Source organism: Haloterrigena salina JCM 13891 (genome assembly GCF_000337495.1).
GTDB lineage: Archaea > Halobacteriota > Halobacteria > Halobacteriales > Natrialbaceae > Haloterrigena > Haloterrigena salina.
This window is the reverse complement of the sequence record NZ_AOIS01000034.1, coordinates 56,102-82,867: the sequence shown is the minus strand read 5'-3', so window position 1 is coordinate 82,867 and position 26,766 is coordinate 56,102. Positions and strand designations below refer to the sequence as shown.

Annotated in this window: 25 protein-coding genes and 1 tRNA gene; 7 read left to right on the top strand and 19 right to left on the bottom strand. The window is 67.0% G+C overall.

Translation table 11 applies throughout. The features are described 5' to 3' along the window. The coding region (locus C477_RS09610; RefSeq protein WP_008894282.1) for an ABC transporter permease at positions 1 to 606 on the bottom strand (606 nt) is incomplete at its 3' end. After that, positions 603 to 1,640 (bottom strand): ABC transporter substrate-binding protein, encoded by a 1,038-nt coding sequence (locus C477_RS09605; RefSeq protein WP_008894281.1) that lies wholly within the window; start codon positions 1,638 to 1,640, stop codon positions 603 to 605. The genes C477_RS09610 and C477_RS09605, both read right to left, overlap by 4 nt. A gap of 171 nt (positions 1,641 to 1,811) precedes the next feature. Here C477_RS09605 and C477_RS09600 point away from each other — a divergent pair, with 171 nt between their 5' ends. Beyond that, a complete protein-coding gene (locus C477_RS09600) occupies positions 1,812 to 2,648 on the top strand; it encodes a lipoate--protein ligase family protein (protein ID WP_008894280.1) in 837 nt (278 codons plus the stop codon). 58 nt (positions 2,649 to 2,706) lie between these two features. Here the strand turns inward: C477_RS09600 and C477_RS09595 are convergent, their stop codons facing one another. The 3 genes from C477_RS09595 to C477_RS09585 all read right to left on the bottom strand — a co-directional run bounded on the left by C477_RS09595 (position 2,707) and on the right by C477_RS09585 (position 4,662). Continuing rightward, positions 2,707 to 2,985, bottom strand: a complete 279-nt coding sequence (locus C477_RS09595; RefSeq protein WP_008894279.1) for a hypothetical protein — start codon at positions 2,983 to 2,985, stop codon at positions 2,707 to 2,709. Between the two features lie 125 nt (positions 2,986 to 3,110). Then, positions 3,111 to 3,791 carry a class I SAM-dependent methyltransferase gene (locus C477_RS09590; protein ID WP_008894278.1) on the bottom strand — a complete coding sequence of 227 codons (681 nt, stop codon included), beginning with the start codon at positions 3,789 to 3,791 and terminating at the stop codon, positions 3,111 to 3,113. 97 nt (positions 3,792 to 3,888) lie between these two features. Beyond that, positions 3,889 to 4,662 carry an NAD(P)H-hydrate dehydratase gene (locus C477_RS09585; RefSeq protein WP_008894277.1) on the bottom strand — a complete coding sequence of 258 codons (774 nt, stop codon included), beginning with the start codon at positions 4,660 to 4,662 and terminating at the stop codon, positions 3,889 to 3,891. A gap of 391 nt (positions 4,663 to 5,053) precedes the next feature. Here C477_RS09585 and C477_RS09580 point away from each other — a divergent pair, with 391 nt between their 5' ends. Beyond that, on the top strand, positions 5,054 to 5,683 hold the full coding sequence (locus tag C477_RS09580; protein ID WP_008894276.1) for a phosphoribosyltransferase: 630 nt from the start codon (positions 5,054 to 5,056) through the stop codon (positions 5,681 to 5,683). 7 nt (positions 5,684 to 5,690) lie between these two features. Here C477_RS09580 and C477_RS09575 read toward each other — a convergent pair whose 3' ends face one another. The 4 genes from C477_RS09575 to C477_RS09565 all read right to left on the bottom strand — a co-directional run bounded on the left by C477_RS09575 (position 5,691) and on the right by C477_RS09565 (position 11,118). After that, a complete protein-coding gene (locus tag C477_RS09575; RefSeq protein WP_008894275.1) occupies positions 5,691 to 6,488 on the bottom strand; it encodes a TraB domain-containing protein in 798 nt (265 codons plus the stop codon). Between the two features lie 81 nt (positions 6,489 to 6,569). Next, a complete protein-coding gene (gene gdhB, locus C477_RS09570; RefSeq protein ID WP_008894274.1) occupies positions 6,570 to 7,889 on the bottom strand; it encodes a glutamate dehydrogenase GdhB in 1,320 nt (439 codons plus the stop codon). Between the two features lie 15 nt (positions 7,890 to 7,904). After that, on the bottom strand, positions 7,905 to 8,045 hold the full coding sequence (locus C477_RS23505; protein WP_008894273.1) for a rubrerythrin-like domain-containing protein: 141 nt from the start codon (positions 8,043 to 8,045) through the stop codon (positions 7,905 to 7,907). Positions 8,046 to 8,136: 91 nt separating this feature from the next. After that, entirely contained in the window at positions 8,137 to 11,118 is a 2,982-nt protein-coding gene (locus C477_RS09565; RefSeq protein ID WP_049914459.1) for a bacterio-opsin activator domain-containing protein, read from the bottom strand. 105 nt (positions 11,119 to 11,223) lie between these two features. Here C477_RS09565 and C477_RS09560 point away from each other — a divergent pair, with 105 nt between their 5' ends. Next, positions 11,224 to 11,886, top strand: coding sequence for an ERCC4 domain-containing protein (locus C477_RS09560; protein ID WP_008894271.1), 663 nt, complete (start codon positions 11,224 to 11,226; stop codon positions 11,884 to 11,886). 144 nt (positions 11,887 to 12,030) lie between these two features. Then, the gene (locus tag C477_RS09555) at positions 12,031 to 12,237 is read left to right on the top strand and encodes a hypothetical protein (protein ID WP_008894270.1); all 207 of its coding nucleotides are present in this window, start codon (positions 12,031 to 12,033) and stop codon (positions 12,235 to 12,237) included. A 90-nt stretch (positions 12,238 to 12,327) separates the two neighbouring features. On the opposite strand, the gene C477_RS09550 is transcribed toward C477_RS09555, so the two are convergent. From C477_RS09550 to C477_RS09540, 3 genes are all read right to left on the bottom strand, one after another. Continuing rightward, the gene (locus C477_RS09550; protein WP_008894269.1) at positions 12,328 to 13,185 is read right to left on the bottom strand and encodes a YihY/virulence factor BrkB family protein; all 858 of its coding nucleotides are present in this window, start codon (positions 13,183 to 13,185) and stop codon (positions 12,328 to 12,330) included. Positions 13,186 to 13,311: 126 nt separating this feature from the next. Beyond that, on the bottom strand, positions 13,312 to 13,518 hold the full coding sequence (locus tag C477_RS09545) for a DUF2196 domain-containing protein (RefSeq protein ID WP_008894268.1): 207 nt from the start codon (positions 13,516 to 13,518) through the stop codon (positions 13,312 to 13,314). A 305-nt stretch (positions 13,519 to 13,823) separates the two neighbouring features. Further along, a complete protein-coding gene (locus C477_RS09540; protein WP_008894267.1) occupies positions 13,824 to 14,489 on the bottom strand; it encodes a DUF7095 family protein in 666 nt (221 codons plus the stop codon). A gap of 159 nt (positions 14,490 to 14,648) precedes the next feature. On the opposite strand from C477_RS09540, the gene C477_RS09535 reads away from it, so the two are divergent. Continuing rightward, positions 14,649 to 15,389, top strand: a complete 741-nt coding sequence (locus tag C477_RS09535) for an alpha/beta fold hydrolase (RefSeq protein ID WP_008894266.1) — start codon at positions 14,649 to 14,651, stop codon at positions 15,387 to 15,389. 57 nt (positions 15,390 to 15,446) lie between these two features. Here C477_RS09535 and C477_RS09530 read toward each other — a convergent pair whose 3' ends face one another. Both C477_RS09530 and C477_RS09525 read right to left on the bottom strand, forming a co-directional pair. Beyond that, on the bottom strand, positions 15,447 to 16,340 hold the full coding sequence (locus C477_RS09530) for a sensor histidine kinase (RefSeq protein WP_008894265.1): 894 nt from the start codon (positions 16,338 to 16,340) through the stop codon (positions 15,447 to 15,449). 95 nt (positions 16,341 to 16,435) lie between these two features. Next, positions 16,436 to 17,146 carry a hypothetical protein gene (locus C477_RS09525; protein ID WP_008894264.1) on the bottom strand — a complete coding sequence of 237 codons (711 nt, stop codon included), beginning with the start codon at positions 17,144 to 17,146 and terminating at the stop codon, positions 16,436 to 16,438. A gap of 138 nt (positions 17,147 to 17,284) precedes the next feature. Between C477_RS09525 and ncsA the strand changes: the two genes are divergently transcribed. Further along, positions 17,285 to 18,244, top strand: a complete 960-nt coding sequence (gene ncsA, locus C477_RS09520; RefSeq protein WP_008894263.1) for a tRNA 2-thiolation protein NcsA — start codon at positions 17,285 to 17,287, stop codon at positions 18,242 to 18,244. A gap of 595 nt (positions 18,245 to 18,839) precedes the next feature. Here the strand turns inward: ncsA and ftsZ are convergent. The 3 genes from ftsZ to C477_RS09505 form a co-directional block, all read right to left on the bottom strand. Then, on the bottom strand, positions 18,840 to 20,033 hold the full coding sequence (gene ftsZ / locus C477_RS09515) for a cell division protein FtsZ (RefSeq protein WP_008894262.1): 1,194 nt from the start codon (positions 20,031 to 20,033) through the stop codon (positions 18,840 to 18,842). 2 nt (positions 20,034 to 20,035) lie between these two features. Continuing rightward, positions 20,036 to 20,215, bottom strand: coding sequence for a ribbon-helix-helix domain-containing protein (locus C477_RS09510; protein ID WP_008894261.1), 180 nt, complete (start codon positions 20,213 to 20,215; stop codon positions 20,036 to 20,038). A gap of 196 nt (positions 20,216 to 20,411) precedes the next feature. Beyond that, positions 20,412 to 21,023: a double zinc ribbon domain-containing protein gene (locus tag C477_RS09505; protein ID WP_008894260.1), complete on the bottom strand. Its 612-nt coding sequence runs from the start codon at positions 21,021 to 21,023 to the stop codon at positions 20,412 to 20,414. A gap of 126 nt (positions 21,024 to 21,149) precedes the next feature. Between C477_RS09505 and C477_RS09500 the strand changes: the two genes are divergently transcribed. After that, positions 21,150 to 21,223 (top strand) — tRNA-Tyr (locus tag C477_RS09500). Between the two features lie 369 nt (positions 21,224 to 21,592). Here the strand turns inward: C477_RS09500 and C477_RS09495 are convergent. Both C477_RS09495 and C477_RS09490 read right to left on the bottom strand, forming a co-directional pair. Then, on the bottom strand, positions 21,593 to 22,768 hold the full coding sequence (locus C477_RS09495) for an enolase C-terminal domain-like protein (RefSeq protein WP_008894259.1): 1,176 nt from the start codon (positions 22,766 to 22,768) through the stop codon (positions 21,593 to 21,595). A gap of 905 nt (positions 22,769 to 23,673) precedes the next feature. Then, on the bottom strand, positions 23,674 to 26,733 hold the full coding sequence (locus C477_RS09490) for a PAS domain S-box protein (RefSeq protein ID WP_008894258.1): 3,060 nt from the start codon (positions 26,731 to 26,733) through the stop codon (positions 23,674 to 23,676). Positions 26,734 to 26,766 lie beyond the last annotated feature (33 nt).

The window sequence follows — 26,766 nt, the reverse complement described above, 5'->3', positions numbered from 1 at the left end:
CGGGAGAACGAGATTTCGGAGCAGCGTTCGGTCGGAATCGACGCCGAGCACGGACGCGACCTCGAGGTACTCCCTCGGGACGCCCTCGACGCCGCTGTAGGCGCCGTAGAGGGTGATCCAGAACGCGCCGATGAAGACGATAAACGCCGCACCCGTGTGGTGGATACCGAACCAGAGGATGGCGAAGACCACCCACGCCAGCGGCGGGATCGGTCGGAGGAGCCGGACGACCGGCCGGAGGTAGTCGTCGACGCGAGTCGACCAGCCCATCGCCACGCCGACTGCGATTCCGGCGACGTTCCCGACGACCAGACCGGGAACGTAGTGAAACAGACTCTGGCCGAGTTTGTACAGCCCGACCGGGACCGCCGTAGTCCCTGCGATCGGGAGGTCGACGGAGCTCCGCCGGACGAAGAGATCGACGAACGCGCCCGCCGACGCGACCGGGCCCGGGAGGAGATACGACGGTGTCGTCGCCCGCGCGGCGAGCCACCAGAGGGAGAGGAAGGCGGCGATCCCGACCGTCCCGCGGACGAGTCGGATCGGATCGCCGCCGACGAGTCGTCCCGTCCGACCGTCCGCCTCGAGGTCGATATCGACGCTCATTCGCGAACCGCGTCGTACGCGTCGAAGTGGAACAGTTCCTCGTTCGAGACCACCGCATCGGTGTTGCCGACGTCGGCGACGTACCGTGCGATCCGTTCGGTCGGATCGGCGATCCGGTGGGGGTCCGAGTAGAAGTTCGCCGCCTTCGACTCCATCGCCGCCGCGGCGCGCTCGTCGCTCGTTCCGGAACCGATGACCGTACTCGCGTGTTCGGCGGCCATCTCCGGGTTCTCGCGGATGAACTCGGTGGCCTCGAGGTGCGCCGCGACGAGTTCCCTCGAAAGGTCGGTCGCCTCGAGGACGCGCTCCTGGGCGAACATGACGGTGACGGGGTGGTCGGGGAAGACGTCGCCCGACCACGCGACCGACTGGAAATCGTCGTCCCCGTCGCCGATGGCGGTCGCGTACGGTTCCTGAATCATCGTCGCGTCGAGGTCGCCCGACGCCATCGCCTGCGGGGTCCTCGCCGGCGGCACCGTCGATTTCGAGGCGACCGATTCCAGTTCGCCGAGGTCGAGGTCTCGCTCGATCCAGTAGCGCAACACCGCGTCGGGAACGCTGCCGTCGGGCGCCGCACCGATCCGCGGTTTTCGGCCCTCTCGAGACTCGAACCGCGAGAACGCGTCGCGACCGTGGTCGTCGTACAGGGTCGCGAACGCCGACGTTCCCATCACGCGAAACCCCTCACAGGAGTTTACGGTCAGAACGCCCGCCGCTTTCCCGCGGTCGACGAGCACCATCGCCGGCGTGACGCCGAAGAAGGCGACGTCGATTTCGTCGCCGGCGAAGGCTTTGACGACGTCCGGCCCCGACGCGAACCGTTCGGGCGTCACGTCCGCGGAGACATCGTCGTAGAGTCTCTCTTCGGTCATCACGTAGTGGTGCATGTTCGGGTAGATCGGCACGTACGCGACCGACAGCGTCTCGAGGTCACCGCTCCCGGCGAGCGAATCGAGGCAACCGGCCGTCGAGAGGCCGAGCGATGCGACTGCCGTACCGCGCTTCAGGACGGTTCGACGGCGCTGATCCAGCATTGGTAATAAAATGACGTTTATAGATAATGGTAGTTGCTAACTTCTTCTACAGTATTGTTATTACCGACCGCCGGCTCACTGGAGGCGCGATACGGACCACTGGCGGTGGACCCGCAGCGATCCGCAAGGAGACGACGCAACCACTAACTCGGTCGCCGATGACCGGCAGGTATGAGCGACCTCGCCGACCGGGAATGGCGGCTGATCCGGGACGAGCCCCGCGCCGGGGACCTACAGATGTCCCTCGAGGAGATCGCGGCGCAAACGGCCCTCGAGGACGACCTGCGGACGGTTCGGGTCTACTCGTGGGAGCCGAGCACGCTGTCGCTGGGGTATCGCCAGGACGCCGACACCGTCGACTGGGAGTACTGCGAGCGCGAGGGGATCGACGTCACCCGTCGCCAGACCGGCGGGGGCGGGATCTACCACGATCGGGACGCGGACATCTCCTACACGATCGTCGCGCCCGCCGACGAGGTGCCGGGAGACCTGATGGACTGTTACGAACTGTTCTGCGAGCCGATCCTCGAGGGGCTCCGGGAGATGGGCGTCGACGCCGACTTCGCCGCGACCGAGCAGGCGTCGATCTACCGGCCCTCCTGTTACCTCCGGGATATCAATCCGGCCCACGACGTGGTCGCACCCGCCGATGCGGGCGCGGACGCAAAGAAGATCAGCGGCAACGCACAGTACCGCCAGCGCGACGTCGTCATCCAGCACGGGTCGATCAGCTACGACCTCGAGCCCGAGCGCCACGTCGGCGTCTTCGATACCGACCTCGAGCCGGCGACGTTCACAGACCGCGTGACGAGCGTTCGCGAGCAGGCGGGGATCGATCGCGAGGCGGCCGTCGAGACGCTGGCGACGGCGCTGGGGGAGTGGTGTGACGCGGACGAATCGACGTGGCGGGAGGCCGAACTCGAGACGGCCCGCGACCTCGCCGACCGCAAGTTCGGCGCGGACGCGTGGATCCGGAATCGAGCGGTGCTGGAAGCGGACGGCGAGTGACCGCGAGAAACGGATCGGTTGCGAAGCGGCGCGGATCGGTCGCGAGGCGGCGAGGCCCTTAGCTGGCGATGGCCTTCCAGCTCCAGCCGGCGAGGATGATCAGGACGACCGCCATGGCGAAGAACACGCCCCACTGCGCGGCTCCGGAGTCGGCGATCGGGGCGAAGATATCGACTAGCCCGGTCGCCTGCATCGCGCCGAGCACGAGCAGCCACAGCCCCAGGATCGAGACGACTGCGATCCCGATCCAGTTGCGGGTCATCCATTTCGTCTCCGCCTCGGCCTCCTCCTTGGAGGTCGTCGGCTTCTCCGTCGGCTCTCGATCCGGTTCGGACATAGTGGTGCCTACCACGGACGCGCGGGAAACGGTTCCACCTGCAGGATCCGGGGTTCGATCGATTCCGCCGAAAGCGACGCCCGGACCGTCTCGAGCGGCGAATCGATCGCTCTTCGAGGGGCGGGTCACCCGAGAACGCCGTCCTGCCGTCGTCGCAGCGTGCCCCGGACGATCGGCGTCGCCGGGAAGACGCCGTCGTCGAGGCGATCGATCTCTTCGACCGCCAGCGCCTCGTGGTCGACGAAGCGCGTGACCGTGTCGCGGGTGAGGTGACAGCCGCCCGCGACGCGCTTCCAGACGGGATCGAGCAGTCGCTGCCCGCTCCCGCGCCAGCCGTCGGCGCCGACGTGCTCGAGGAAGCGGAACTCGCCGCCGGGCTTCAGTACGCGGGCGACCTCCTCGAGCGCGGCGTCGGGATCCTGCACGGTACAGAAGACGACGCCGGCGAGGACGACGTCGAAGCTGTCGTCGGGGTAGGGTAGCGACTCGGCGCGGGCGTCCCGGAGGTCGACCGCGAGTCCGGCCTCACGGGCGGCCTCGGCCGCCCGCTTGCGCATGTTCGGATCCGGTTCGATCGCGTGGTACTCGAGATCGCCCGCGGTGCCGTCGACGACGAACGGGAACATGTCCCCGGTGCCACAGCCCAGTTCGAGCGCGCAACCCGAGAGGTTCCGGGCGAGGTAGCCGCGCTCGGCCTCGAGGGCCTCCGGTTCTGGGAGGAAGTCGTAGCAGGCGGCGAAGAGCGGGTGGTCGACCTCGTGTTCGTCTGCCGATCGCGTCGCGGATTCGGGAGTCAGGTCGGACATCTCACTCGACGTGACGACGGAGCGAGAGGTAATGGTTTCCCGTGGCGAGGCCGGTCGGGACGCGCTCAGTACGCAGCGGATCGGCGCCCGTTCGACCTCAGCGGATCGTGTCCGGAATGCGCTCGATCACGTCGGTCGCGACGACGCCCGGTCCGTGGTCGGCCGTCGCCAGTTCGCCGGACTTTCCGAGGATCCACGCGCCCAGTTCGGCCGCCTCGCGCCGGTCCATCTCCTGGCCGAGCAGCGAGGCGACGATGCCGACCATCGTGTCGCCGGTGCCGGCGACGGTCATCGCGGACGTCCCCGTCTCGTTTTCGAGCCGCTCGCCGTCGGCCACGATCTCGTCGACGTCGCCGGTCAGCGCGACGACGGCGCCGGTCTCCGTCGTGAATTCGTCGAGCGAGCCGTACTCGTCGCGGACCGGCCCGACCTCCGCGTCGCTGGGTGTGAGCACGGCGTTCGAGAGGTCGGCATCGAGCGACGGCTCGAGGGCGAGGGCGTCGACGACCATCGGGACGTCGACGGTGTCGATCGCCTCGCAGACGGCCTCGGGATCGGCGTCGACGAGGCCGGGGCCGATCACGAGCGCGTCGGCCCACTCGCCTATCTCGCGGGTGCGTTCGACCGCGCTCTCCTCGAACTGTTCGCCCGCGTAGCGGTCGACCAGCAGGTTCGGATCCTGCCCCGCGACGATCTCGTAGATCGGATCGGGGACGAACGTCCGGACGTGATCGGAACCGGTTCGCAGCGCCGCGCGACCGACGAGCGCCGGCTGGTTGGGGTACTCGATCGACCCGGCGACGATGCCGATCCGGCCGTTGTCGATCTCTTCCTCGGAGATGTTCGAGAGCGTTCGCTGCAGTCGTCCCATACCGCACTTCCAGAAGCGGGACGGGTAGACGTTCGGCAGGCGAGTTACGGTTCTATACCGACGCGCCTATCGGTTCGGAGTCGATCGTAGTTCGATATCCCACACTACGACCTCGAGCGTTCTGCTACGACTGGCAACGGGGAATTGCCACCTCCTCCCCAGCCGATTCGTTCGTTCCTTCCAGTCACTCGCTCATCCACAGGAAGACGCTTCGCGTCTTCCAAGCCTTCGCTCACTCCGTTCACGAAGACCACGCGCGGTATCGACGACGCACTCTCGCAGAGACTCGAGCGCGTCTTCAGCGCGCGCCACCGCGGGCGGTCTCCTCACCGCCGTCGATCCCGTCGTGTGCCACACCAAGGCATAGTATGTGGCCGTCGTAGCGAGTCGTATGTTCGACGACAGAACCGACGCCGGCGAACGGCTCGCCGCCGAACTCGAGTCCCGCGGCCTCGAGGCCGACATCGTCCTCGGGATCCCCCGCGGCGCCTTGCCCGTCGCGCGGCCGGTCGCGGACGCGCTGGACGCGGACCTCGACGTGGTGGTCTCCCGGAAGATGGGCGCGCCGGGGAACCCCGAGCTGGCGATCGGCGCGGTTGCCAGCGACGGCAGCGTCTGGTACAACGACGACCTCCTCGAGCGACTCGGCGTCTCCGAGGACTACCTCGAAGAGATTCGCGAGGAGGAGGCCGAAAACGCCGCGGAAAAAGCGGATCGCTACCGGCCGCGGGATCGGTCGGGACTGGCCGACCTCGAGGGGAAGCGCGCGGTCGTCGTCGACGACGGCGTCGCGACCGGCGCGACCGCGACGGCCTGTCTCCGACAGGTGCAGGATTCGGGCGCCGAGTACGTCGCGCTGGCAGTTCCGGTCGGCTCGCCACGCGGCGTCGCCGACCTCGAGCGCGAAGCCGACGAGGTGATCGCCCTCGAGACGCCCGAGTCGTTCCGCGCGGTCGGCCAGTTCTACCGCGAGTTCGGACAGGTGACCGACGAGGAAGCGATGGCGTACCTCGACCGCTGAGTGGGCGTCACTCGATCGGAATCCGGGTGACGCTCCGGGTGGGTGAGCGGATCGGTACGGTCGCATCCGCGTCGAACTCCCGGTACTCGGTCTCCGCCGACTCGAGCGGGCCCGCATCGCGGTCCCGGGCCTCGAGGTCCTCGAGCGTTCGTTTGATACCCAGATGGTGGCCCGCGCCGACGACGGCGACGACGTCGTGGCCCTCGCTGCGGAGCGCGTGAAGCCGCCGCCCCATCGATCGGTCGCGGCGGTCGATCATGACCTCGGTCAGCTCCGGGAGGAGCAGCCGCATCTGTTCGATCGCCGGCTGGACGTCCTCGCCGCTGGTGATCTCCTCGAACGACGTCGTCAGCAGCTCGAGCTGTTTGGCCTGTCGGTCCGGTCCCATCCGCTGGGTGCGCGCGAACAGCTTCGGGAGCAGTTCCGGCCCGACGCGGTCGGCGAGCGCGGAGAGCGTCTCCGCGATCGGATCGTCGATCAGCGCGACGTCTCTGTCCAGTTCGGCCGCGGTCTCGACGGCCGCCTCCATGTCGGTCTGGCCGGGATCGAGCCCGTACAGCCGGACGACCGTCCGCTGGACCGTCTGCAACACGGTGTAGGCCGCCGCCGTCGCCGGCGGTAACTCCCGGGCCAGTTCGAGGGGGCTGCGGCCACTTCGCTCCTCGAGGCGGTCGTACCGCCGGTCGTCGAGTTCGACGGCGACGACGTCCGGTTCGGTCTCGCGGATCGTCGACCGGACCCGACGCCGGTGGGTCGGCGAGAAGTGGACGCTCGGAACGATCGTGATGGTTCCCTGGGCGGACATGCTCGTCGTGGTACGCTCGCCACGGCCTTGAAACGGTGACCCGACCGCGCCGGGAAGATCGGACTGGAAGAACAACCTGTCTCAGGGCCAGAGCCCGCGCGCTTCGTGGGCCTTAGCGACCCGCGAGAGCGCGACGGCGTAGGCCGCGTCGCGCCACGTGAGGTCCTTCGCCTCGACCTCGTCGCGGACGGCCGACCAGGCGTCGACCATCTCGGTCTCGAGTTCCTCGTGGACCCGTTCTAGGCTCCAGGCGCGGCGGTTGATGTCCTGGAGCCACTCGAAGTACGAGACGGTGACGCCGCCGGCGTTGGCGAGGATGTCGGGGACCACGTGAATCCCTCGCTCCTCGAGGATGGTGTCGGCCGCGAACGTCGTCGGACCGTTGGCGCCCTCGACGACGATGTCCGCGTCGATCGCGTCGGCGTTGTCCGCGGTGATCACGTTGCCGACGGCGGCCGGCACGAGGACGTCGACGTCGAGTTCGAGCAGTTCGTCGTTCGAGAGCCGGTCGACGTCCGTGCCGACGGCCGCGGCGTAGGCGGTGACCGCCTCGGGCTCCTCGTCGTGGGACGGAATGTCGGCGACGTCGATCCCGTCGGGGTCGTAAACGGCGCCGTTGACGTCGGAGACGGCGACGACGGTCGCACCCCACTCGTCGAGGAGGCGCGCCGCGTTCGCGCCGACGCTACCGAAGCCCTGGACGGCGACGGTGACGTCCTCGAGCGGGTAGCCGTAGTAGTCGCAGGTCTCGCGGGTGACGATGGCGACGCTGCGGCCGGGCGCCTCCTCGCGGCCGTGGGAGCCGCCGATGACGGGGGGTTTCCCGGTGACGACGCCGGGGATGGTCTCGCCCTCTTGCATGCTGTAGGCGTCCATCAGCCAGGCCATCGTCTCCGGACCGGTGCCCATGTCTGGCGCGGGGATGTCCGTCGTCGGCCCGATCACGTCGCGGATCTCCTGTGCGAATCGGCGCGTGAGCCGCTCGGTCTCCTCGTCGGACAGGGACTTGGGATCGACCACGATGCCGCCCTTCGCGCCGCCGAAGGGGAGGTCCATCACCGCGCACTTCCAGGTCATCCACATCGAGAGGCCGACGCACTCGTCGCGCGTCACCTCGGGATGGTATCGGAGGCCGCCCTTGTACGGCCCGCGGACGCTGTCGTGCTGGGCGCGGTAGCCGGTGAAGACGTCGACGCTCCCGTCGTCGCGCTCGAGCGGAACGGCCACCTCGTGGACCGCCGCGGGGTGTTTGAGCCGCTCGAGGACGGCATCGTCGATCTCGAGGTGGGTCGCGGCGCGATCGAGCTGTCTGCGCGCGGTCTCGAGGGCGGTTTCGGGTTCGGTCGACTCGACCGGGCGGTGCTCCTCGGGTGGTGCCGTCGACTGCTGGTTCGAAGCCATGAAGTCGGAATTGGGTTACTCGATCGGTGTACCGCGATTACGCATGTCGCTGCCGCAGTCGGGGCAGGTCGTTCCCGACGGCGCGCGAACGACGGTTCCGCAGTCGAAGCACTCGTAGGTCGATTCCTCGTCGGGGGCGAGTGGAACGTCTTTCATGGAGAGATCGGTCACGGCACTTAGGAATAATAAGGATATTAGGATAGGTATATTCGTAGGATAGCTAGCGTCGATGGTTAGCCGGGGTTCACTATTCAACCCCTGGCGCAGCGTTTGCCGGGAGGCCGAGCTCGTCGAACAGGAGCACGAAGAGTTTCCGCTGGACCGCCCGCACGTGACGGTAGAACGCGGCCGAGGAGATGCCGAGCGTGGCGGCCATCTCCTCGCCGGACTGCTCACGGGGCGACTCGAAGTAGCCGCCGTAGTAGGCCAGCTGGACGACCTCGAGCTGGCGCTCGGTCAGTCGCTCGAGCAGTTCGCTCCGGAGGTCGCGCGCGGTCGTTCTGTCGACGGTCCGCTTGGCGTGGAGGTCGACGTCGTCGAACGCGTTCGAGACGACGTCGACGCTGTTGCCCGCGTCGACGGTCGGCGGAACGTCGACGACGACGCGCGCGCCGTCGGGGGACGCCTCCACGCTGCGGAGCACGACGCCGTGGTCCGCGAGGCGCAACGCCAGAAACGGCGGCGCCAGTTCGAGCAGGACTGTCCCCCCGTGATCGTCCGTGGCCTCGGTCTCGTCGTCCCCGGAACCGACCGCTCGAGCGCCCTCGACGGCGACGAGATCGGCGGCTGCATCTACGACGGCGTCCGCCGTGGCGTCCTCGACGGTCGCGAACACCGCGGCGCCGTCCTCGTGGAGGCGGACGCCGCCGTCGAACGAGAGGACGCAGTCGGCCCGCCGGGCCAGCCGCGAGAAGACGAAGCCGTCGTCGCCGACGTCGAACTCGAGGCGGGTCCGGGAGTCAGTCAGCAGCGCCTGTTTGCGCTCGACGGCGGCGATGGCGGAGGCGATCGTCTCGCCCAGTTCCGCGAGGACGCTCCGCGTGACCTCGTCGAAGGCGTCGGGCCGATCAGCGTAGACGGCCAGCACGCCGTAGGTGAACTCGTCGTAGGCCAGGGGCACGCCCGCGACGGACTGGTACTCCCGCGAGAGCGCCGCCGAGCGCCACGGCTCCTCGCGGAGCCCGTCGGCGACGTTGGAGACGACCGTCACCGCGCCGTCGGCCGCCGCGCGGGCCGCGGGTTCGGCCGCGTCGGCCAGCGAGAGCGAGACGCCGTCGAGGTAGTCCCGGCCGCGGCCGGCCCCGTCGTGGGTGCTCGGCTCGAGTCGCTCGCCCGGGGCATCGGTCGTCCCGATCCAGGCGAACGCGAACCGGTCGGCGGCGGTCAGTCGCTCGCAGACGGCGGTCTCGATCTCCTCGCGGGTCTCGGCCCGAACCAGCGCCGCATCGATCTCGCGGATGATCTCGTTGATCCGATCGAGCCGCGTGAGCCGTCGGTTCTGGCGCTTGAGTTCCCGGTCGCGCTCGCGGAGGGACCGCTCGCGTTCGACCCGATCGAGGGCGGCCTCGGCCGTCGCCGCCAGCAGGTCGGTCAGTTCGCGGTCGACGTCGTCGAACGCGTCGCGCTCCGACGAGGCCGCGAGGAAGACGCCGTGATCGCCCAGCGGGACGACCGCTGCGCCCCGGATATCGGTCGTCGGGTCCGCCAGCGCCTCGGCGTCGCGGACGTCCGCGAAGAACCGGGACTCGCCGTCGATGAACGCACGTCCCGAGACGCTGTCCTCGCCGACCGGATGCCGCGAGAGCGGCCCGTGGAGACGATCCATCCCGGGCGAGGCGGCGACCGGCTCGAGGACGTTTTCCTCGTCGTCGAAGAGGTAGACGCCGCTGGCCTCGAGGCCGAGCACGTCGGCGGCGTCGGCCGCGACACGGTCGGCGATCTCGCGGTCGCTCTCGGCGTAGAGCAGTTCCCGCGCGGTTCGGTGGAGCGCGGTCAGGGCCTCCTCGCGACGTTTGCGCGTCGTGACGTCGCGACAGCTGTAGAGGGTCGTCCCGCCCTGGATCGCGACCTCGCGGACGTTGACCAGCAGCGTGTGCTCGCGGCCCGCCCTATCGGTGGCCGTACACTCGATGTTGGTCAGCACGCCCTCCCGCTCCAGTTCCTCGCGATCGAAGAGCTCCGACCCCAGGAGGTCGTCGATCGTCCCCATCTCGTAGATCTCCTCGTCGGTGTAGCCGAAGATGAAGTGGACGTTCGGACAGACGTAGGTGAACGCCCCGTCGTCGTCTGCGATGAGGACGGTGTCGGTCATGTTGTTCAGCGTCACCCGGTGGAGCTCCTCCGACTCGCGCAGTTCACGCTCGAGTCGGGCCCGTTCGGTGACGTCGTTCGCCCGCGCGAGCAGGGAGACGACGGTCCCGGACTCGTCGCGAACGGGTCGGACTACCACCTCGAGCGTCCGCGGGTCGTCGGCCGTATCGGCTCCAGCGCCGGTTTCGGTTTCGACGCCGGCGTCCGTGTCCGCACCCGCGCCGTTCGTCCGCGCCCCGCGGCCGAGTTCGAGGGTCACCTCGCGGTGGACGACCGTCCCGTTCGCCGCTCGGTCGACCGCGGTCCGGATCGTCGATCGGTCCTCCTCGAGGCGGTTCCACAGCGGGAGCGCCGCGAACGACTCTCCGCGAACGTCGGCGCCGGCCGCGTCGGGCGTTCCGCGCGCCTCGAGGGCGCGCTCGTTGGCCCGACGCACTCGTCCGTCCGGCTCCAGCACCCACGCGTACGTCTCGGGATCGTCGAACACCGCGCCGAACTGGCGGGCGCGCTCGCGGCGCTCGCGCCGGTCGCGGCCCGCCTCGATCGCCCGTTCGACGGCCGCCTCGAGGGCCGAGGCGTCGCGATCGGCCGGCACGTACTCCGTGATACCCGCGGCGATCGCGTCGCCGGCGAGGCTCTCGCCGCCGGCGCCCTCGCGGGGCGCGAGGACGATCGGAACGTCCGGATCGCGGTCGCGGATCCGTTCGACGAGTTCGAGGCCGGTGGCGTCGGCCACCGACTGGGGCGTCAGGACGCAGTCGACCGACCGCGTCTCGAGGGCCTCGAGGGCCGCCGCCGCGCTCGAGACCGCCTCGTCGTTCCGCCGCGAGTCGAGCGAATCGAGCAGCGGCGCCGGGTCCGCTCCGGACGGTTCGACGACGAGCACGGTTCCACCGTCGTCGATTCCTGCGGTAACCATTCGCCGTACGTAGGGGCTCGGAGCGATAGAATCCATCGCTTCTCCTCGGCCCGTGCGAGGCGACGGACCGATACCCGTACCCGTCTCGAGGCCCTGGTATCGGGCATGCGCGTCGCCGTCACCGTCGACGATCGGGAGCCCGCGGGCCTCGTCGAGGCCGTCCGCGATCACCCCGACGTGACGGAGGTCGTCGTCGACCGGCTGTCGACCGGCGACCTCGCGATCGATTCGGTCGGCATCGAACGCAAGACTCTGCGGGACTACGTCAACAGCGCGATGGGCCGCTCGGGATCGGACCTCACCGATCAGGTCGAGCGCATGGCCGCCGCCTACGACCACTCCTACGTCCTCCTCGAGGGCGATTTCGCCGATCTCGCGACCCTGCGGACGGCCGTCTCCCCCGAGTCGGTCCGGGGCTCGATGGCCTCGATCACGGCCCGCCACGAGGTGCCGGTCGTCCCCTGTACGGACCGCGCGCACCTCGTCGACTACGCGATCCGATTGGGGCGAAAGCACGTCGAGGAGCCCTCGAGCCGTCGCCTGTCGGTCGGCTCCGTTCCGAGCCGTCGCGAACCCACGACCAAGCGCATGTACGGCTGTATCGAGGGGATCGGTCCCGAACTCGCCGCGACGCTCTACGAGCGCTATCCCACCGTCGAGTCGCTGCTCGAGGCCTCCCTCGAGGACCTCACGGAGGTCGAGGGGATCGGTGAGGGGCGGGCGCGGACGATCGACGCCGCGTTTCGCGAGGACGGACGCCCGGAGTAACGCCGCAGCGAGCAGCGGACAGGAGCGCAGGTCGAACAGTTCGATCGCGTCGGCACCACCGGCGTGTAACGTTCTAACTCGCTAACGGATCGTTCAGGCTCAGGCCGACCCCTTATCCCGGCCGACTGGCTACGGGCTGACGCGATGGTTGGTTTTCGAGACCGCTTACTGCTACTGACCGGTGTCGCGACCGCGATCGCGATCGGTGCCGTACTGGCCAGCAGCGGCCTCGTCGACGTCGGAATCGGCGACCGAGTGAGTTCCGGCGTCGTCACGGGCATCTCGCTACTGGCGCTCTCGCTGATCGCCGCAGGATGGTACGAATCGCAGGATCGGGGATCCGACTTGTGACGTCCGTGGGGATTGACGACGGTCGTAGCCGCTGATACCAGCCGTAGCTGACTCGAGGCGTACCGGACGATATAGATCAACTCGTGGTAGCTAGTCGGTTCGATCGACCGGCCACGCCGTTTCCATCGGGACCCACTTCTCTTCGGGATCGACGTGATCCGCGCGGACGGCGTTGAGAACGGCTCCGAGCAGGAGACAGAGCCCGCCCAGGTACACCCACGTCAGGATCAACAGGACGGCGCCAGCGATCCCGAACAGGGCGACGCTCTCGGACGTCGAGACGTAGAACCGGAAGCCGACGGCCAGGACGGTCCAGGAGACCGCCGCGAAGGCCGTCCCGGGAAGGACCTCGCCGACCGAGACGTCGGGCTGGGGGAACAGGTAGTACATCGGGAAGAAGACCGCGAGCAGCAGGCCGGCCAGCAGCAGTGTGCTGCCGGCCGTCGTCCAGCCGCCGTTGACGACCACCGAGAGGCTGATACCGACGACGGTAACCAACGCGACGCCGACCGCGATCGTCGCCGTCACGAGGACGGTGTAGAGGGCCGTGACGAGCGTGACCGTCGCCGCCGTCGCCACGTACGACTCGTCCGTCCGGGCTCCGTACACGTCCGTGAACGCGCTGTTGATCGCCTGAAACAGCCGGACGGCGCTCCAGAGCAGGACCGCCACGGCGAGCAGCGCCGCCCGCGTCCGAGCGCTGCCACCGGCCATCTCCTCGAGGCCGCCGCCGGTCACCGTCCCCTCGAGTCCGGCCGCCGTCTCCAGCGTGGACACCAGCGGCTCGAGGCCGTCGATCAGCGAGGCGCCGACCAGCGCCAGGATGACCAGCGGAACGAGCGTGTTGAACGCGTGGAAGGCCAGCCCCGCCGCCGTAACGCTGAGCTGGCGTTCGTGGGCGACCGCGACGACGTCACGAACGAGCGCGAGACGACTCGAGTCGGCCATGTCCTGACCTCAACGATCGGTCGGAAATGGATTCGGCCGGCAGACTCCGCTTTCCGACGGACAGAGTGCCGGTCACCGTCTTCCGGTGTCCGACGGACGCGTTGGGAGGAAACGTAATTCGAGCGGCTACTCGTCGTGTCGAATGGCCTGTACGTGGCCGACGACGCCGCTTTTCAGTTCGACCTCCGGTCCCTGGGGATCGTCGCCGTAGATCGTCCCGACCTCGCCGATAATCGGTTCCGTGTCCGTCGACTCGACGTCCTGATCGCCCTGCACGATCTCGACGGTGACGCCCTGTCGCAGTTCCTCGGCTGTCGGTCGTTCGTTGGACATGGGCGATGGTGGGTCGGTCGCCTCGAAAAGCGTAGTGCCTGCAGTCGTCTGATATCGGTCGTCGAAAGCGGCAGTCGACACTGTCCCCGAATTCCCCATCCAGCGTGCGGTGGCGCGCGCTGAGACGCGACGAGCGACCCGCGAGTCGTGGCTCGAACGCGTGCGAGGGATGAGCGACCGTAGGGAGCGAGTCGGCTGGGGAGGGAGTGGCAATCCCCCGTTGCCACGGTACAGAATTCGCGCCTCCGTCCCGTTCTTCGAGTCAAACCAGAAGCGAGTTCGAACGAAACCCGAATCGATCGAATTCAGACGACGTCGCCGCGAACGGTCACGCCGTCCTGCTGTTCGCGCCAGGCGTGAAGCTCCTGGGCCGCGGTCTCGGCGTCGGTCTCGTCTAACCCGAGCATCTCGAGGGCCTGCGAGAGCGTCGGCAGCGCCAGTTCGCTCTCCCGGAGCTTGCGAAACGCCTCCTCGCTCGTGGTGCCGTCGGCCCAGAGACAGACGCCGCGGGGGTCGAGCAATCGGGTGTAATCCTCGCGCAGCTGCGCCCCGCGCAGCCGCTGGGTGACGTTGTCCTCGAACGGCGAGTTACAGACCTCGAGGTGGATCGGCTCGTCGTCGCCCAGCAGGTGGGCGGCGAGACACTTCTCGGGGGCGGCGTGGCCGTTGGCGTTGGCCCGTAGGTACTCCGGATGCGCGGCCGCCCAGTCGGCCCGGACGGACTTGCCGATCCCCTCGATATCGTACTCGGCGGCGAGTTCGTCGGCGTCGGCCTCGCTATCGCCGCTGTCGTCGCGCATCAGCACGTCCTTGGTCACGTAGATGTCCAGTCGTTCGACGGGATCGAGCCCGAGCGCGATATCGCCGAAGGCCCACACTTCCCGGACCGGGACCGGCATGCGCTCGCTCTCGACGGTGTCGACGAGGGTCTCGAGGCGGTCGACCGCGTCGTCGCGGTCAAATCCATTCATGACGCGTACGTGCGGGCTCGAGTCGCAAAACGGTTTCTTCGGCGCGCTCGAGACCGCGACGAGCGACAGAGCCGTCGATTGTCGCTCGAGGCTCGAGCCGGCCGCGACGCTTGTGTCAGGAGAGGACCTTTTTTATCGGTTCCCGGCGAACGGAATCCTATGCGACACCGGATCTTCAACGAGGACGGCGAGGAGGAACTCGTGTTCGTCATGGGCTGGGGCAACCGCTGGACCCACGAGAACGTCAGTTGGCTCATCGGGAAGCTGACCGAGGCCGGCTACCGGGTCCACGCGTTCGAACTCCCGACGAACATCGACGACTTCAAAGCCGACTGGCTCGAGCCGATCGCCGAGTACGTCCGCGATCTCGAGGAGTACCAGCTGCTGGGCCACAGCGCTGGCGCGCTGATCGCACAGGCCCTAGACGGCGCGGACAACCACGTCTACCTGAGCCCGTGGTGGGGCTACGGCGAGACGTTCCCCGAGCCGCTGCTCGAGGCCGTCTCGAAGCTGCCGACGACGCTGCCCTGCCTCCCGGTGTCCGGGCTCGACCGCGAGGCGATCGGCGAGGAGGCCACCGACCACCAGCTCGAGACGACGCCGGACTGGGTCTCGCCGGCGTTCGTCCGCGAGACGCGCCGCGCCCAAGAGGAACTGCTGACGATCGATCACGACGCGGTCGTCTTCTGCTCGCTGCGCGACCCCGTGATTAGCCTCCGGCCGATCGGCGAACGCGTCCCCGCCGAACACGTCGTGCTCTACGACGGCGGGCACGAGCTGTTCTCCTCCGCGAGCCGTGAGCGCCATCTCGAGACCCTGCTTGCCGCCCTCGAAGACGGCGCCGCGGCCGTCGAAGCGGACGACGAATCCGAAGAAGAGACGGATCCGGTACCGGCCTGAAGGTCGCGGCTCACCCGTCGTACGACGACAAGCCCGTGACGATCTCGCTCGAGTCCATCAGTCCGGAAGCGAGAGCACGATGGTCGTCCCTGACGACTTCTCGACCGGTTTCACACTACCGCCGGCCTGTACGACGATCGTCCGAACGATCCAGAGGCCAAGCCCCTCCGAGTGGGTCATCGGCGACTCGATCCCCTCCTCGAGGACGGTTCGCTCGGTCGCCGGCAGCCCGGGGCCGTCGTCGTCGACGACGATATCGATGCCCTCGCCCGTTCGCCGAACCGCGATGCGAACCGCGGGATCCGCCCGCTCGCTGTGTTCGATGGCGTTGTCGAGCAGTTCCCGGAGCGCGCGTTCGATCTTCGGCGTCGTCCGCACGTAACACGTCTCGGGACGATCGGTTTCGATCGTCGCCGCCGGATGGCCATCGCGGACGTCGTCGACGACGGCGTCGATCGCCGCAGTGAGGTCCAGCCGGCGAACCGGCTCGTTCCCGTCGAGGACGGCGTCCCGGAGACACCGCGTCTTGGATCCGAGTTCGACCAGTCGATCCGTCTGGTGTTTGATCTCCGCGAGGGACGGGTCGACGTCCGCCGGAACCTCGTCGTTCGCCTCGAGGAGTTCGGCGTTGCCCCGGATGACGTTACAGTTGTTCCGCAGGTTGTGCCGCAGGAGTCGGTGCAGCACGCTCGTCTGCTGGAGCGCGTGCTCGAGTCGGTCGGTCGTCCGCTCGTGGCGCCGCTGATTCGAGCGCACGAGCGCGTAGACCAGACCGGTCGACCCGCTGACGAAGAGCCAGCCCTTCGCAGTCTGGAGCCGCGCCGTCGTCTGCGGATCGCCGACCAGTTCCAGCACGACGTAGTCAGTAACGATGATCCACGACACCCCGACGAGAAGGTACGTGAACGCGATTCCGACGGCGCTTCGAAGTCGACTGGTCCTCGATTCCATTGTGAGTTCGGGAACGACGGCACTCGTCGACGATTCGCTTCTCTATGTGTGGGAATATCAAACGATTACTAAAAGACTTGTCCCGTCACCGTCGGTCAGAGCGCGTCGATCAGCACCCGGAACTGCGACCGACCGTTAGTGGCCAGTGCGCGGAGGAACCCGGGGCGAGCGGTCGCGAACGCGTCGGCGAGTGCCACTGTCGCATCCTCCAAAATTCCTGTACCGTGCCCGAGGAGAATCTGCTCCGGCGCGATCCCCGTAAACGCCGACGTCGGTGGCGTGAGACGCGCCAGCAGGTAGACGGCGAGCCGTTCGTCGTCGGCGAGGTACGGGGGCGCCGTCCCCAGGAGATCGGGCACGTACAGCGTCCCGTTCGATCGACGATACGCGATCGCTTCGTGCCAGCCGGGGAACGGACTCGCCTCGCGGACGGCGAATCCGGACGCACCGATCTCGTCGGTGACGGGCTCGAACTCGGGGTCGGTCTCGGACAATCGATCGACGGCCCGGTCAAGCCATGACGGAACGAAGACCGGAACGTCGTATCGACGGGCGAACGCGGCCGCGTCGCGAGCGTGGTAGTCCGAACAGACGACGACGCCCGCGACCTCGCCTCTGCGCTCGAGTTCGTCGTCGATTCCGGGCGCCTCGAGCGGATCGAACAACCAGAGCCGATCGTCCGCGCCGACCAGCGCGTGACTGGCACGTCGACCGGTCTCATCGGGATGAGCGAGCCAGCCGACCCCGCCGTCGAACTCGTCGACGAGTCGGTAGCCGGTCGACGGGGACCTGTCGTAGGCCGTCATGTCTGGCCCGTCTCGGGGGCGCCTGAAAGGCGTTTTCGTCGAATAGCGGACTCGGACCTCGCCAGCGACTATCGACGGTCTCGAGTCACCCTCTCGTAGACGAAACCGTGATGGGCGGCGACCGACAACGGACCGCTAATGGACTGTAACCGGTGTGGCGAGGAGGCGGTGATGCACGCCGCCTACTCCGGGGCACACCTCTGTGCGGATCACTTCCGCGAGTCGGTCGAGAAGCGAGTGCGCCGCCGAGTGCGGCGGGACGATCTGGTTCCGCGAGACGCGACGCCCGAGAACCCCCAGACGTGGGTGATCGGCCTCTCCGGCGGCAAGGACAGCGTCGTCCTGACGCAGATCCTCCACGACACGTTCGCCGAGGACCCGCGTATCGAACTCGTCGGCTTGACGATCCACGAGGGGATCGAAGGCTACCGCGACAAGTCGATCGACGCCTGCGTCGAACTCGCCGACGACCTGGGGATCCGCCACGAACTCGTCTCCTACGAGGAGGAGTTCGGCGTCCGGATGGACGACGTCGTCGAGGACGACCCCGAGAACATGGCCGCCTGCGCCTACTGCGGCGTCTTCCGCCGTGACCTCCTGGAGAAGTACGCCGAGAAACTCGAGGCCGACCTCCTGCTGACCGGCCACAATCTCGACGACGAGGCCCAGACGGCGCTGATGAACTTCCTCGAGGGCGACGTCGAACAGATCGCGAAACACTTCGACGCCAGCCTCGGCGCCCTCTCCGAGCGCGAGGAACAGGGTGAGTTCGTTCCGCGTGCCAAGCCGCTGCGGGACGTCCCCGAAAAGGAGGTCGCCCTCTACGCCCACGTAAACGACCTCCCCGCCCACATCACGGAGTGTCCCCACGCGAGCGAGGCCTACCGCGGCGAGATCCAGCAGTTGCTGTACGATTTAGAGGAGAACCATCCCGGCACCCGCCACTCGATCCTCGCGGGCTACGAGGATCTGGCCGCGATTGCCGCCGACGAGTTCAGCGGTGACGACGGTGCCGACCTCCGGGAATGCGCCGAATGCGGATCGACGACGACCCGCGAAATCTGTCGGAAGTGTTCGCTGCTCGAGTCGCTGGTCTGAACTGACTCGAACGGGGACGAACGCCAGAGGGCGGTATCGCAGTAGTCACACGGTCGGAACCCAGCAGTGCGCCGCAGCCCGGACAGTAGCGGACCGCCCACTCGCCGTCGTCCGTTTCTTCGTCGATACTGTCGTACTCGAGGGCCGAACCGCAGTTAGGACAGTAGTTGGGCGATCCAGTACTCTCGCCGTCTCGAACCCGGTTTCGGTACACTTGCACGATGCCGACGAGAGCAGCGGCGCGAATATCGACCAGCCGATCGGCCCCATTGTGACGAGAACGAGGGCAATGTGCCCGTCGCTGCTGCCGAGCGACCAACGCTGCGGGGATTCTACTCGTTCGTCCGTAGACAGATCTGGAGATCTACCGTCGTATACGGTCGTAAACGGGAGGGAAAGCGACTGCTATCGTTCTCGAGACTCGTCACTCAGGGACTCGAGACGAACGCCGAAAACCGGATCCGATCCGTCGATCGGTCCGCGAGTAGTGGTGTGTCGTATCTCGGACCGCCTGCCGCGGACGGCGGATGGTGTGTCAGGTGTGCCGATGCCGTCGCAGTGGCGGTTCGAGCAGCGCTCGCTCGCGGCGCGTCGATTACCGGATTACGTCGACGCCGTGTTGTTTCTCGACCTCTTCGCGGCCGCCGTCGCTGTGCGCGTTAGAGCCTCGCGTCCGCGAGCCCGCCTCCTCGACGTTGTTGCTCGCGTCGAAGTCGGCCTGGTTGAATCCCTCGATGCTCTTGCGGGACTTGTCGGCCTGCTTCTGGGTCGTCGGACCGAGCACCTGCGCGCTCTGGACGCCGGTCATGATCGCCATGACCCGCACCTTGCCCTTGTAGTTGTCCTGGATCCGCGCGCCCCAGATGACGTTCGCCGAGGCCTCGAGGCGCTCGGTGATGTTGTCCGCGATGCCCTCGGCCTCTTTCAGCGTGAGGTCGGGGCCGCCGGTAATGTGGACCAGTCCGCCGGAGGCGCCGCGGTAGTCGACGTCCAGCAGCGGGTGGTTCATCGCGTCCTTGACGACCTCGTCGGTCTTGTTCTTGTCCTGGGTCTCGCCGACCAGCATGACGGCGACGCCGCCCTGGTTCATGATCGTCGACATGTCGGCGTAGTCCAGGTTGATCAGCGAGGGCTGGGTGATCGTCTCCGAGATGCCCTTGACGGTCTCGGCGATGATCTGGTCCATCACCGAGAACGCCTTGCCGATCGGGAGGTTCGGGACGTAGTCGAGCAGCCGGTTGTTGTCGAGCACGATGATCGAGTCGGCCTGCTCGCGCAGTTTCTCGAGGCCTTCCTCGGCCTTGACCGTACGCGCACGTTCGACGTTAAAGGGCGTCGAGACCATGCCGACGACGATCGCACCCTGCTCCTTGGCGATCTTGGAGACGACGGGAGCGGCACCGGTACCGGTTCCGCCACCCATCCCGGCGGTCACGAACACGAGGTCCGCGTCGCCGAGGACCTCCTTGATCGTGCTCTGGGCCATCTCGGTCGCGCGCTCGCCCATCGATGGGTCGCCGCCAGCGCCGAGCCCGTTGGTGAGGGACTTGCCGACCAGGATCTTCGTGTCGGCCTCGATCATCTTGAGGTGCTGCTTGTCCGTGTTGATCGCCACGGTATCGGCACCGTCGACGCCGATGTTGTACAGCCGGTTGATCGTATTGTTACCCGCACCGCCCGCACCGACGATGACGATTCGAGGGTCGCCGAACTCGTCCTCGTCCATGTCTTCCATCTCCCGGGACTCCTGTTCGGCGTTTTCGAGTGCGTCTTGAACGATATCCTGCATCGTTACACCTTGGCCCAGTTGTGTTTGCCGGACTGCTCGCTCGGTCCGTCGCTCTGTTCGTTGATCATCTCGCGAACGGCCGACCGGATCGCTTCGCTCCGGTTCGGGAACTCGCCCGAGTCGACCAGTTGTTCGACTTCCTCGATCTGCTGTTTCGGAATTCGCAGTGTCACACGCTCCATTGTTGTATTCCCCTTGGGGTAAGACGGCGCGCGCCCCTGTCAGACGCGGCGTGTCTTACACGGAGCCGCCCGACATCGGGCGTTTTTCGGCGTTTGCCGACCGTTGTAAGACGACCGTCTTACGCGAATAAGTGGAATACTCCCATACACAATAAAACTTTCGTCGGACACGACTATCCGTGTCTTACATAGGTCCTTATGACGGAGTGTCACGTCCGAGCACGTCTGCCGCCGGCGTCCGACGACCGCAGCCGGGACAGAACGACCAGTCCGAACGGACCTCGTCACCACACTCACAGAACAGCCGTCGCGACGCCTTCTCCCCGCAGTTGGGACAGAAGACGTGGTCGTCTGCGACCACCTCGCCACACTGTCCACACTGGGCGGGACCGTCGTCGTTCACCGCCGGCTGCTCGTCCGTACTGGCGGGGGCGGTGTTCTCGACCGGATCGTCCGACTGCTGGGAGACGCTACGCGCGCGGTCGCCCGCGAGTTCCGACCGCCCGTCACGTGCGTCGTCCGCGAGCGAAACGGTAACGGAGAACTCGTTCGGTCCGCGGCGGTCGCGCGTTCGAACGCCCCGATCTAGCTCCCGAAGGCGTTCGTCGATCCGTTCGTCGACCCGCTGGCGAATCAGTTCGTCGATCGCGCCCGTCCCGGCCTCGCTCGCCGCACCGTCACGTTCCGACCGCCCGTCGGCCCCGAGATACGAGCGCAGCGCCTCTCGCATCGCTTCGCTCTTGGAGATCTCGAGCGCCTCGAGTTCGTCGACGAGGTCGTCGTCGGCGCGGAACGTGATCTTACTCATTCGGAGCTACGCGAGCATTGACACTCCAACTATATCAATCATGTTGATCGCGCTGTAAGACACGGCGGTCGCACCGACGCGAATAATAACCCTTATGTGACCGACGGCGACTATGTTGAGGTACGCCCGCCCTTAGCTCAGACTGGTAGAGCAGTCGACTGTAGATCGACTTGCCCCCCGTTCAAATCGGGGAGGGCGGACTTTTCAGAATTCCAAACGACGAGCGGAGCGAGTCGCTGGAATCCCGAAAAGGAGATCCCAACACGATTTGAACATGAGAGTCGCTTGCCCGCGAGCGGTGTGCGGTTCGGAACGAAGTGAGAACCGCGATGCGAACGGTTAACCGTGAGCGAAGCGAGCGAGACCGTCTCTCAGCTGTTCAAATCGGGGCGGGCGGAATGTTTTCCTCACGAACTACATTCGACAGGTAGCAGCCGATTTCCAGCCTCAGCGACCCACATCGATTCATTGGACTAGATAACCGGTAAAACCCGCACCATGCGTCTCAACGGAGACACCAACTGAGGGAGTCGTATCTGTAGGTAGCCGTCAGACAACCGATTAGCAGCTCAATCGAAGACGTGGACCTCGTCGGTCAGGTTGTCCTCGATATAGTCCCAGTCGTAGTCGACGCCGAGTCCGGGGCCGTCGGGGACTTCGACGCGACCGTTCTCGTCGATGGCCTCGAGTTGGTCGGAGTACCCGCCCTCGTAGATGGGCGGCGTGGTGTTGTCGCAGTCGGGATGGACCAGCGCGAGTTCGTAGTAATTCGTATTCCGGGTGGCGGCGATGCAGTGGCGGTGGGCCGGCCCGGGCGCGTGGAACTCGACGTCCAGCCCGAACGCTTCGGCCATGTGGACGACTTTCATCGCGCCGGTGATACCGGCGTCGTACTCGGGATCGGTCCGGACGAAGTCGGTCGCGTCGTTGACGACGAAGTCCGCGTGGGGTTCCAGCCCGCGGACGTGTTCGGTCTGGAGAAGCGGCGTCTCGAGCATCTCGCCGAGTTTCCGGTGGCCGTGCTGGGAGATGCCGCCGTCGCGGTAGGGGTCCTCGTACCAGAAGAAGTCGTGGTCGTCGCAGGCGCGGCCGACCTTGAGCGCGTCCGCGAAGGTCTCGTACTCGCAGGCCGGATCGAACATGAGATCCATCTCGTCGCCGACGCGCTCGCCGACGGCGTGGACGGTCTCGACTTCCCGCTGGATATCGCGAGCCTCGTCGCTGCCGCCCCAGCCGTGGATCTTGAATCCCTGGTAGCCCAGCTCGAGACACTCCTCGGCGAAGTCCGCGAACGCCTCCGGTGAGTCGAGGCCCCCGTTATCGTCGCCGTGATAGGTCGAGGCGTAGGCCGGGAATTCAGTCCGGTAGGTGCCGAGCAGCTCGTGGATCGGCGCGTCGTAGTACTTGCCGGCGAAGTCCCACAACGCGATATCGAGCGGTCCGATCCCCATCCGGTCGTACTTGCGGAGCGCGCGTTTGATCTCGCTCCAGTGGCGCTCGCGCTTCAAGGGGTTCTTCCCGACGAGGTACTCCGCGTACGTCTCGATCTGGTCGGGCGCGGTCGACGTGACGAGAACGTACTCGCCGGTGACGTCGACGTCGGTGTGAACCTTGAGCGCGAGTTGGGTCGCCTGGAGGGTAGAACCCGGTTCGTACACCAGGTTGAAGCCGTTGCCGTCCGTTCCAAGGTCTTCGAGGGGATACTCGAACTCCATCGTCTCGATGCGCGTAATTTCCGGGGCCATGCTCCCACCAATCCGAACAAAGTCGCTTAAGCGCTCCGTCTGCGTCCTATATTTACCGCTTGTCGGGTGGCTTCAGAAAGCGTGTGCGAACAGGTTTCCCGATCCGGAGACGTCGCACGGTCGGCAGGGAGGTGAGGGGGATGTCTGCGTTCGTCTCGGCGCGCGAACTGTATGACACGAGGATCGGACGTCGTCGTCCATCCCGCCCGTCGAGCGACCGATTCCGACGCTCGCCGTGTGCTCGAGCAGCGTGAAATCCGGGCTGAATTCTCAGTTCGTGCGAGTACAGATCGCATACGGGGGGATCGGTGACGATCGCCCGGAATTGCGAGCGCGGCCGCGACGTCGACGCCGTCGCCTGGGATCATCGGCTCCTCGAGCGAGTTGTGAGAGGCTTGCTAGCAGTAGGCAGAACTATTATTGATATGTTTATTGGATGGTAGAACGGGCTGGAGCGGTAGGTGATAGTGGTGGTTCCCTCCAGCCCGGTTTCCTATTAGGAATCGTTGCCCTTTAACTCTACGACACTAGTTAACATACACCGATAAACGCGCCCGAATATTTCAGAACGTCCACTCGGGAGGCGTTTCGGCCCGCTCAGTCCCGCGGTGATCACCGCCAGCGCACATCGGGCTCTCGATCTCGAGTGGAGGTCCCCGAACGCGGCGTCGTGTCGGCTGGCCCGCTCGAGACGAGCGACCGTTCTACTCGCGAAGCCGGTCGACCAGTTCGGGAACATCGGTTCCCGTGTCGTCGACCGCGACCCGCGTTCCGTTGACGGAGAGAGCCGTCCTCGACTCCGTCGGACGAATGTCGACGGCGGCGGAAACGGAACGGCCTGCGGTGGCCGCGAGCGTCGTCCGACGACGGTGCGACATGATCGCGACCGATCCACGGGCGGAGCGTTACGCCGCGTCGTCGGCCGCCGGCAGCGTAAACGAGAACGTCGCCCCCTCATCGGGCTCGGCGTCGACCCAGATCTCGCCGCCGTGGCGTTCGACGATCCGCTCGCAGAGCGCCAAGCCGATTCCGGTTCCGGCGTGTTCGTCGCGGCTGTGGAGGCGTTGGAAGACCTCGAAGATCCGCTCCTGGTCTTCGACCTCGAGGCCGATCCCCTCGTCTGCGACCGAAACCGTCCATTCGTCGCCGCGGCGCTCGGCGGTGATCTCGATCTGCGGCGGCTCGTCGCCGCTGTACTCGATGGCGTTGTCCAGCAGGTTCTGGAAGAGTTGGCGCAACTGGTCGGCGTCGCCGTCGACGCGGGGCAGCGGCTCACTGCGGATTTCGGCGTCGTGCTCCTCGATCGTGAACTGCAGGTCAGCGAGGACCTCCTCGAGCACGGCGTCCAGGGCGACCGGCTCGAGGGGGTCGCCTCGCGTATCGACCCGGGAGTACTCGAGGAGGCCCTCGATCATCGCCTTCATGCGCTCGGCGCCGTCGACGGCGAACTCGAGGAACTCCCGCCCGTCCGCGTCGAGATCGTCGCCGTAGCGGTTCTCGATCAGTTGCAGGTAGCTCGAGACCATCCGCAGGGGTTCCTGCAAGTCGTGGCTGGCCGCGTAGGCGAACTGCTGGAGGCGCTCGTTTGACTCCTCGAGTCGCTCGACCAGTTCCTCGAGGCGGCGCTCGCGCTCGATCCGCTCGGTGATGTCGCTCATGGTGACGACCCCGCGGATCACGTCGCCGTCCTCGTCGCGGATCGGCATCCCCTCGAGTTCGACGATCCGTTCCGTGCCGTCGCCGGCGTCGATCTCGACGACGTCGGGTTCGGCGACCGCCTCGCCGGCGGCGACCCGGGCCGGCGTCATCTCCTCGGGGGCGACCGGCTCCCCGGAATCGGCCCACCGGACCGGACACCGCGCGTACTCGTCGACGGAGTCGGCGTCGAAGACGTCGCCGCCCCAGATCTCCTGGGCGACGTCGTTGGCCTCGACGATCTCGCCGTCGGCGTTCGCGACGACGACGCCGACCGGCAACACGTCGAACAGCGTCTCGAGTTGCTCCGCGTACCGCTCGAGTTCGCGTTTGCGCCGGTTTCGATCGGTGATGTCGCGGACAACACCGACGCGACCGACGTCGTCGTCGATCTCGAGCGGCCGGAACCGACTCACGACCGGGATCGGTTCGTCGTCGGTCAGGAGCCGTTCCTCGAGTTCGGCGACGTCGGTCTCGCCGGCGAGCAGCTCCCGCTGGAGATCGTCTCCTTTCGAGACCTGTTCCTCGCCGAACGCGACCGACGCGTGGGCGCCGATCAGCGACTCCCGGTCGGCCCCTAACATCGATGTGAACGCCTCGTTGACCGTGACGAATCGGCCCTCGCCGTCGAGGACGTAGACGCCCTCGTCGATCGTCTCGACGATCCGGCGGTACTGCTCGAGTTCGCGCTCGCGTTCCTTGCGCTCGGTGATATCGGCGATGATCCCCTCGACGACGAGGTCCCCGTCGTTGTCGACGACGCTGCGGCCGTAGTCCCTGACCCATCGCCACTCGCCCTCGGCGGTCTCGATTCTGTACGTCACCGAGAAGGTCTCCACCTCGTCCGCCGCCTGCTGGATGGTCTCGTACGTCTTCTGTCGGTCCTCATCGAGCATGACGTCCTCGCCCCAGCTCACGTCGCCGCGCTCGAGCGCGTCGGATTCGTAGCCGGTCAGCGCCTCGCAGGCGTCGCTGACGAACTCCATCGGCCAGCCTCGCTCGTTGCGACAGCGGTAGACCATTCCGGGGACGTTGTCCATCAGCGTCGAGAGCTGGCGCTCGCGTTCCTCGAGTTTGCGCTCGTACTCGCGGCGCTCGGTGACGTCGCGGTCGGAGACGATGATGGAGACGACGTCGCCGTCGTCGTCCGTGACGGGTCTGAAGTAGCCGTTCAAGGTGTACTGCTTTCCGTCGGAGTGGGTGAGGTCGGCCTCGAAGTCGACGTACTCGCCGGCCGCGGCCCGCTCGGTCCACCGTTTCACGTCGCCTCCCACGTCGTCGCCCTCGCCCCACCACGGCGTCTCCCAGAACGGCTCGCCGGTCACGTCCGCGAGGTCGGCGTCGATGTACTCCATGGCCGTCCCGTTGATATCGAGGACCGTTCCGTCGGGCTCGAGCAGTCCGACGAGGATGTTCGGATCTTCGAAAACCGCCTCGTACCGGCGTTCCTTCCGATGGAGTTCCCGTTCGCGGGCCTCCCGCTCGGAAACGTCGCGGATGATGCCGGTGAAGTACCGCTCGCCCTCGTACTCGACCTCGCTGAACGAGACCGCCAGCGGGATCTCGGTGCCGTCGGCGCGAACCCCCGGCAGTTCGACGTACTCCCAGTCGAGCGTCCGGTCGCCACCATCCAGATACCGCGCCAGCGCCTCGCGGTGCCGGTCGGCCAGTCCGTCGGGCATGAGCGTCGTCAACGATTCGCCGACGAGCTCGTCCGGCTCGTAGCCGAAGACGGGCTCGACTGCGGGGTTGATCGTTCGAATCGTGCTCTCCCCGTCGACCGTGACGATCACGTCGCTGGCCGCTTCCGTGATCGCGCGGTACTGCTCTAATTCGCGGTCGCGCCGTCGACGCCGCAGGCGCTCGCCGACGTCCCGGACGACGACGATAGTCCCCTGTAACTCGCCGTCGTCGGTCAGCGGCCCGATCCGGAGCTCGCACGGGGTCGAGTCGCCCCCGCCGGTGCGGACCGTCGCCTCGAGGTCGAACGGCTCGGCCCGTCGGTCGATCGTCGCCGCTCGCTCGGCGAGTCGCTCCTCGAGGCGCTCGCTATCGGCTTCGGGGAGGACGAACGAGACGTGTTCGCTCCGGAGCTCGTCGCGCTCGTAGCCGACCAGTTCGCGAAAGTCGTCGTCGACCGCGACGAAGCGATTGTCAGTATCGAGCCGGCAGACGCCGCCGTCGACGGTCGCCACCAGCGCTCGAAACTGCTGGAGCGCCTCCGCGTCACCGTTCCAGTCCGCGTCGGAGGTCTCCACTCGTTCACTCATATGGTCGGAAAAGACCGGCGGGTCGGATAAGTG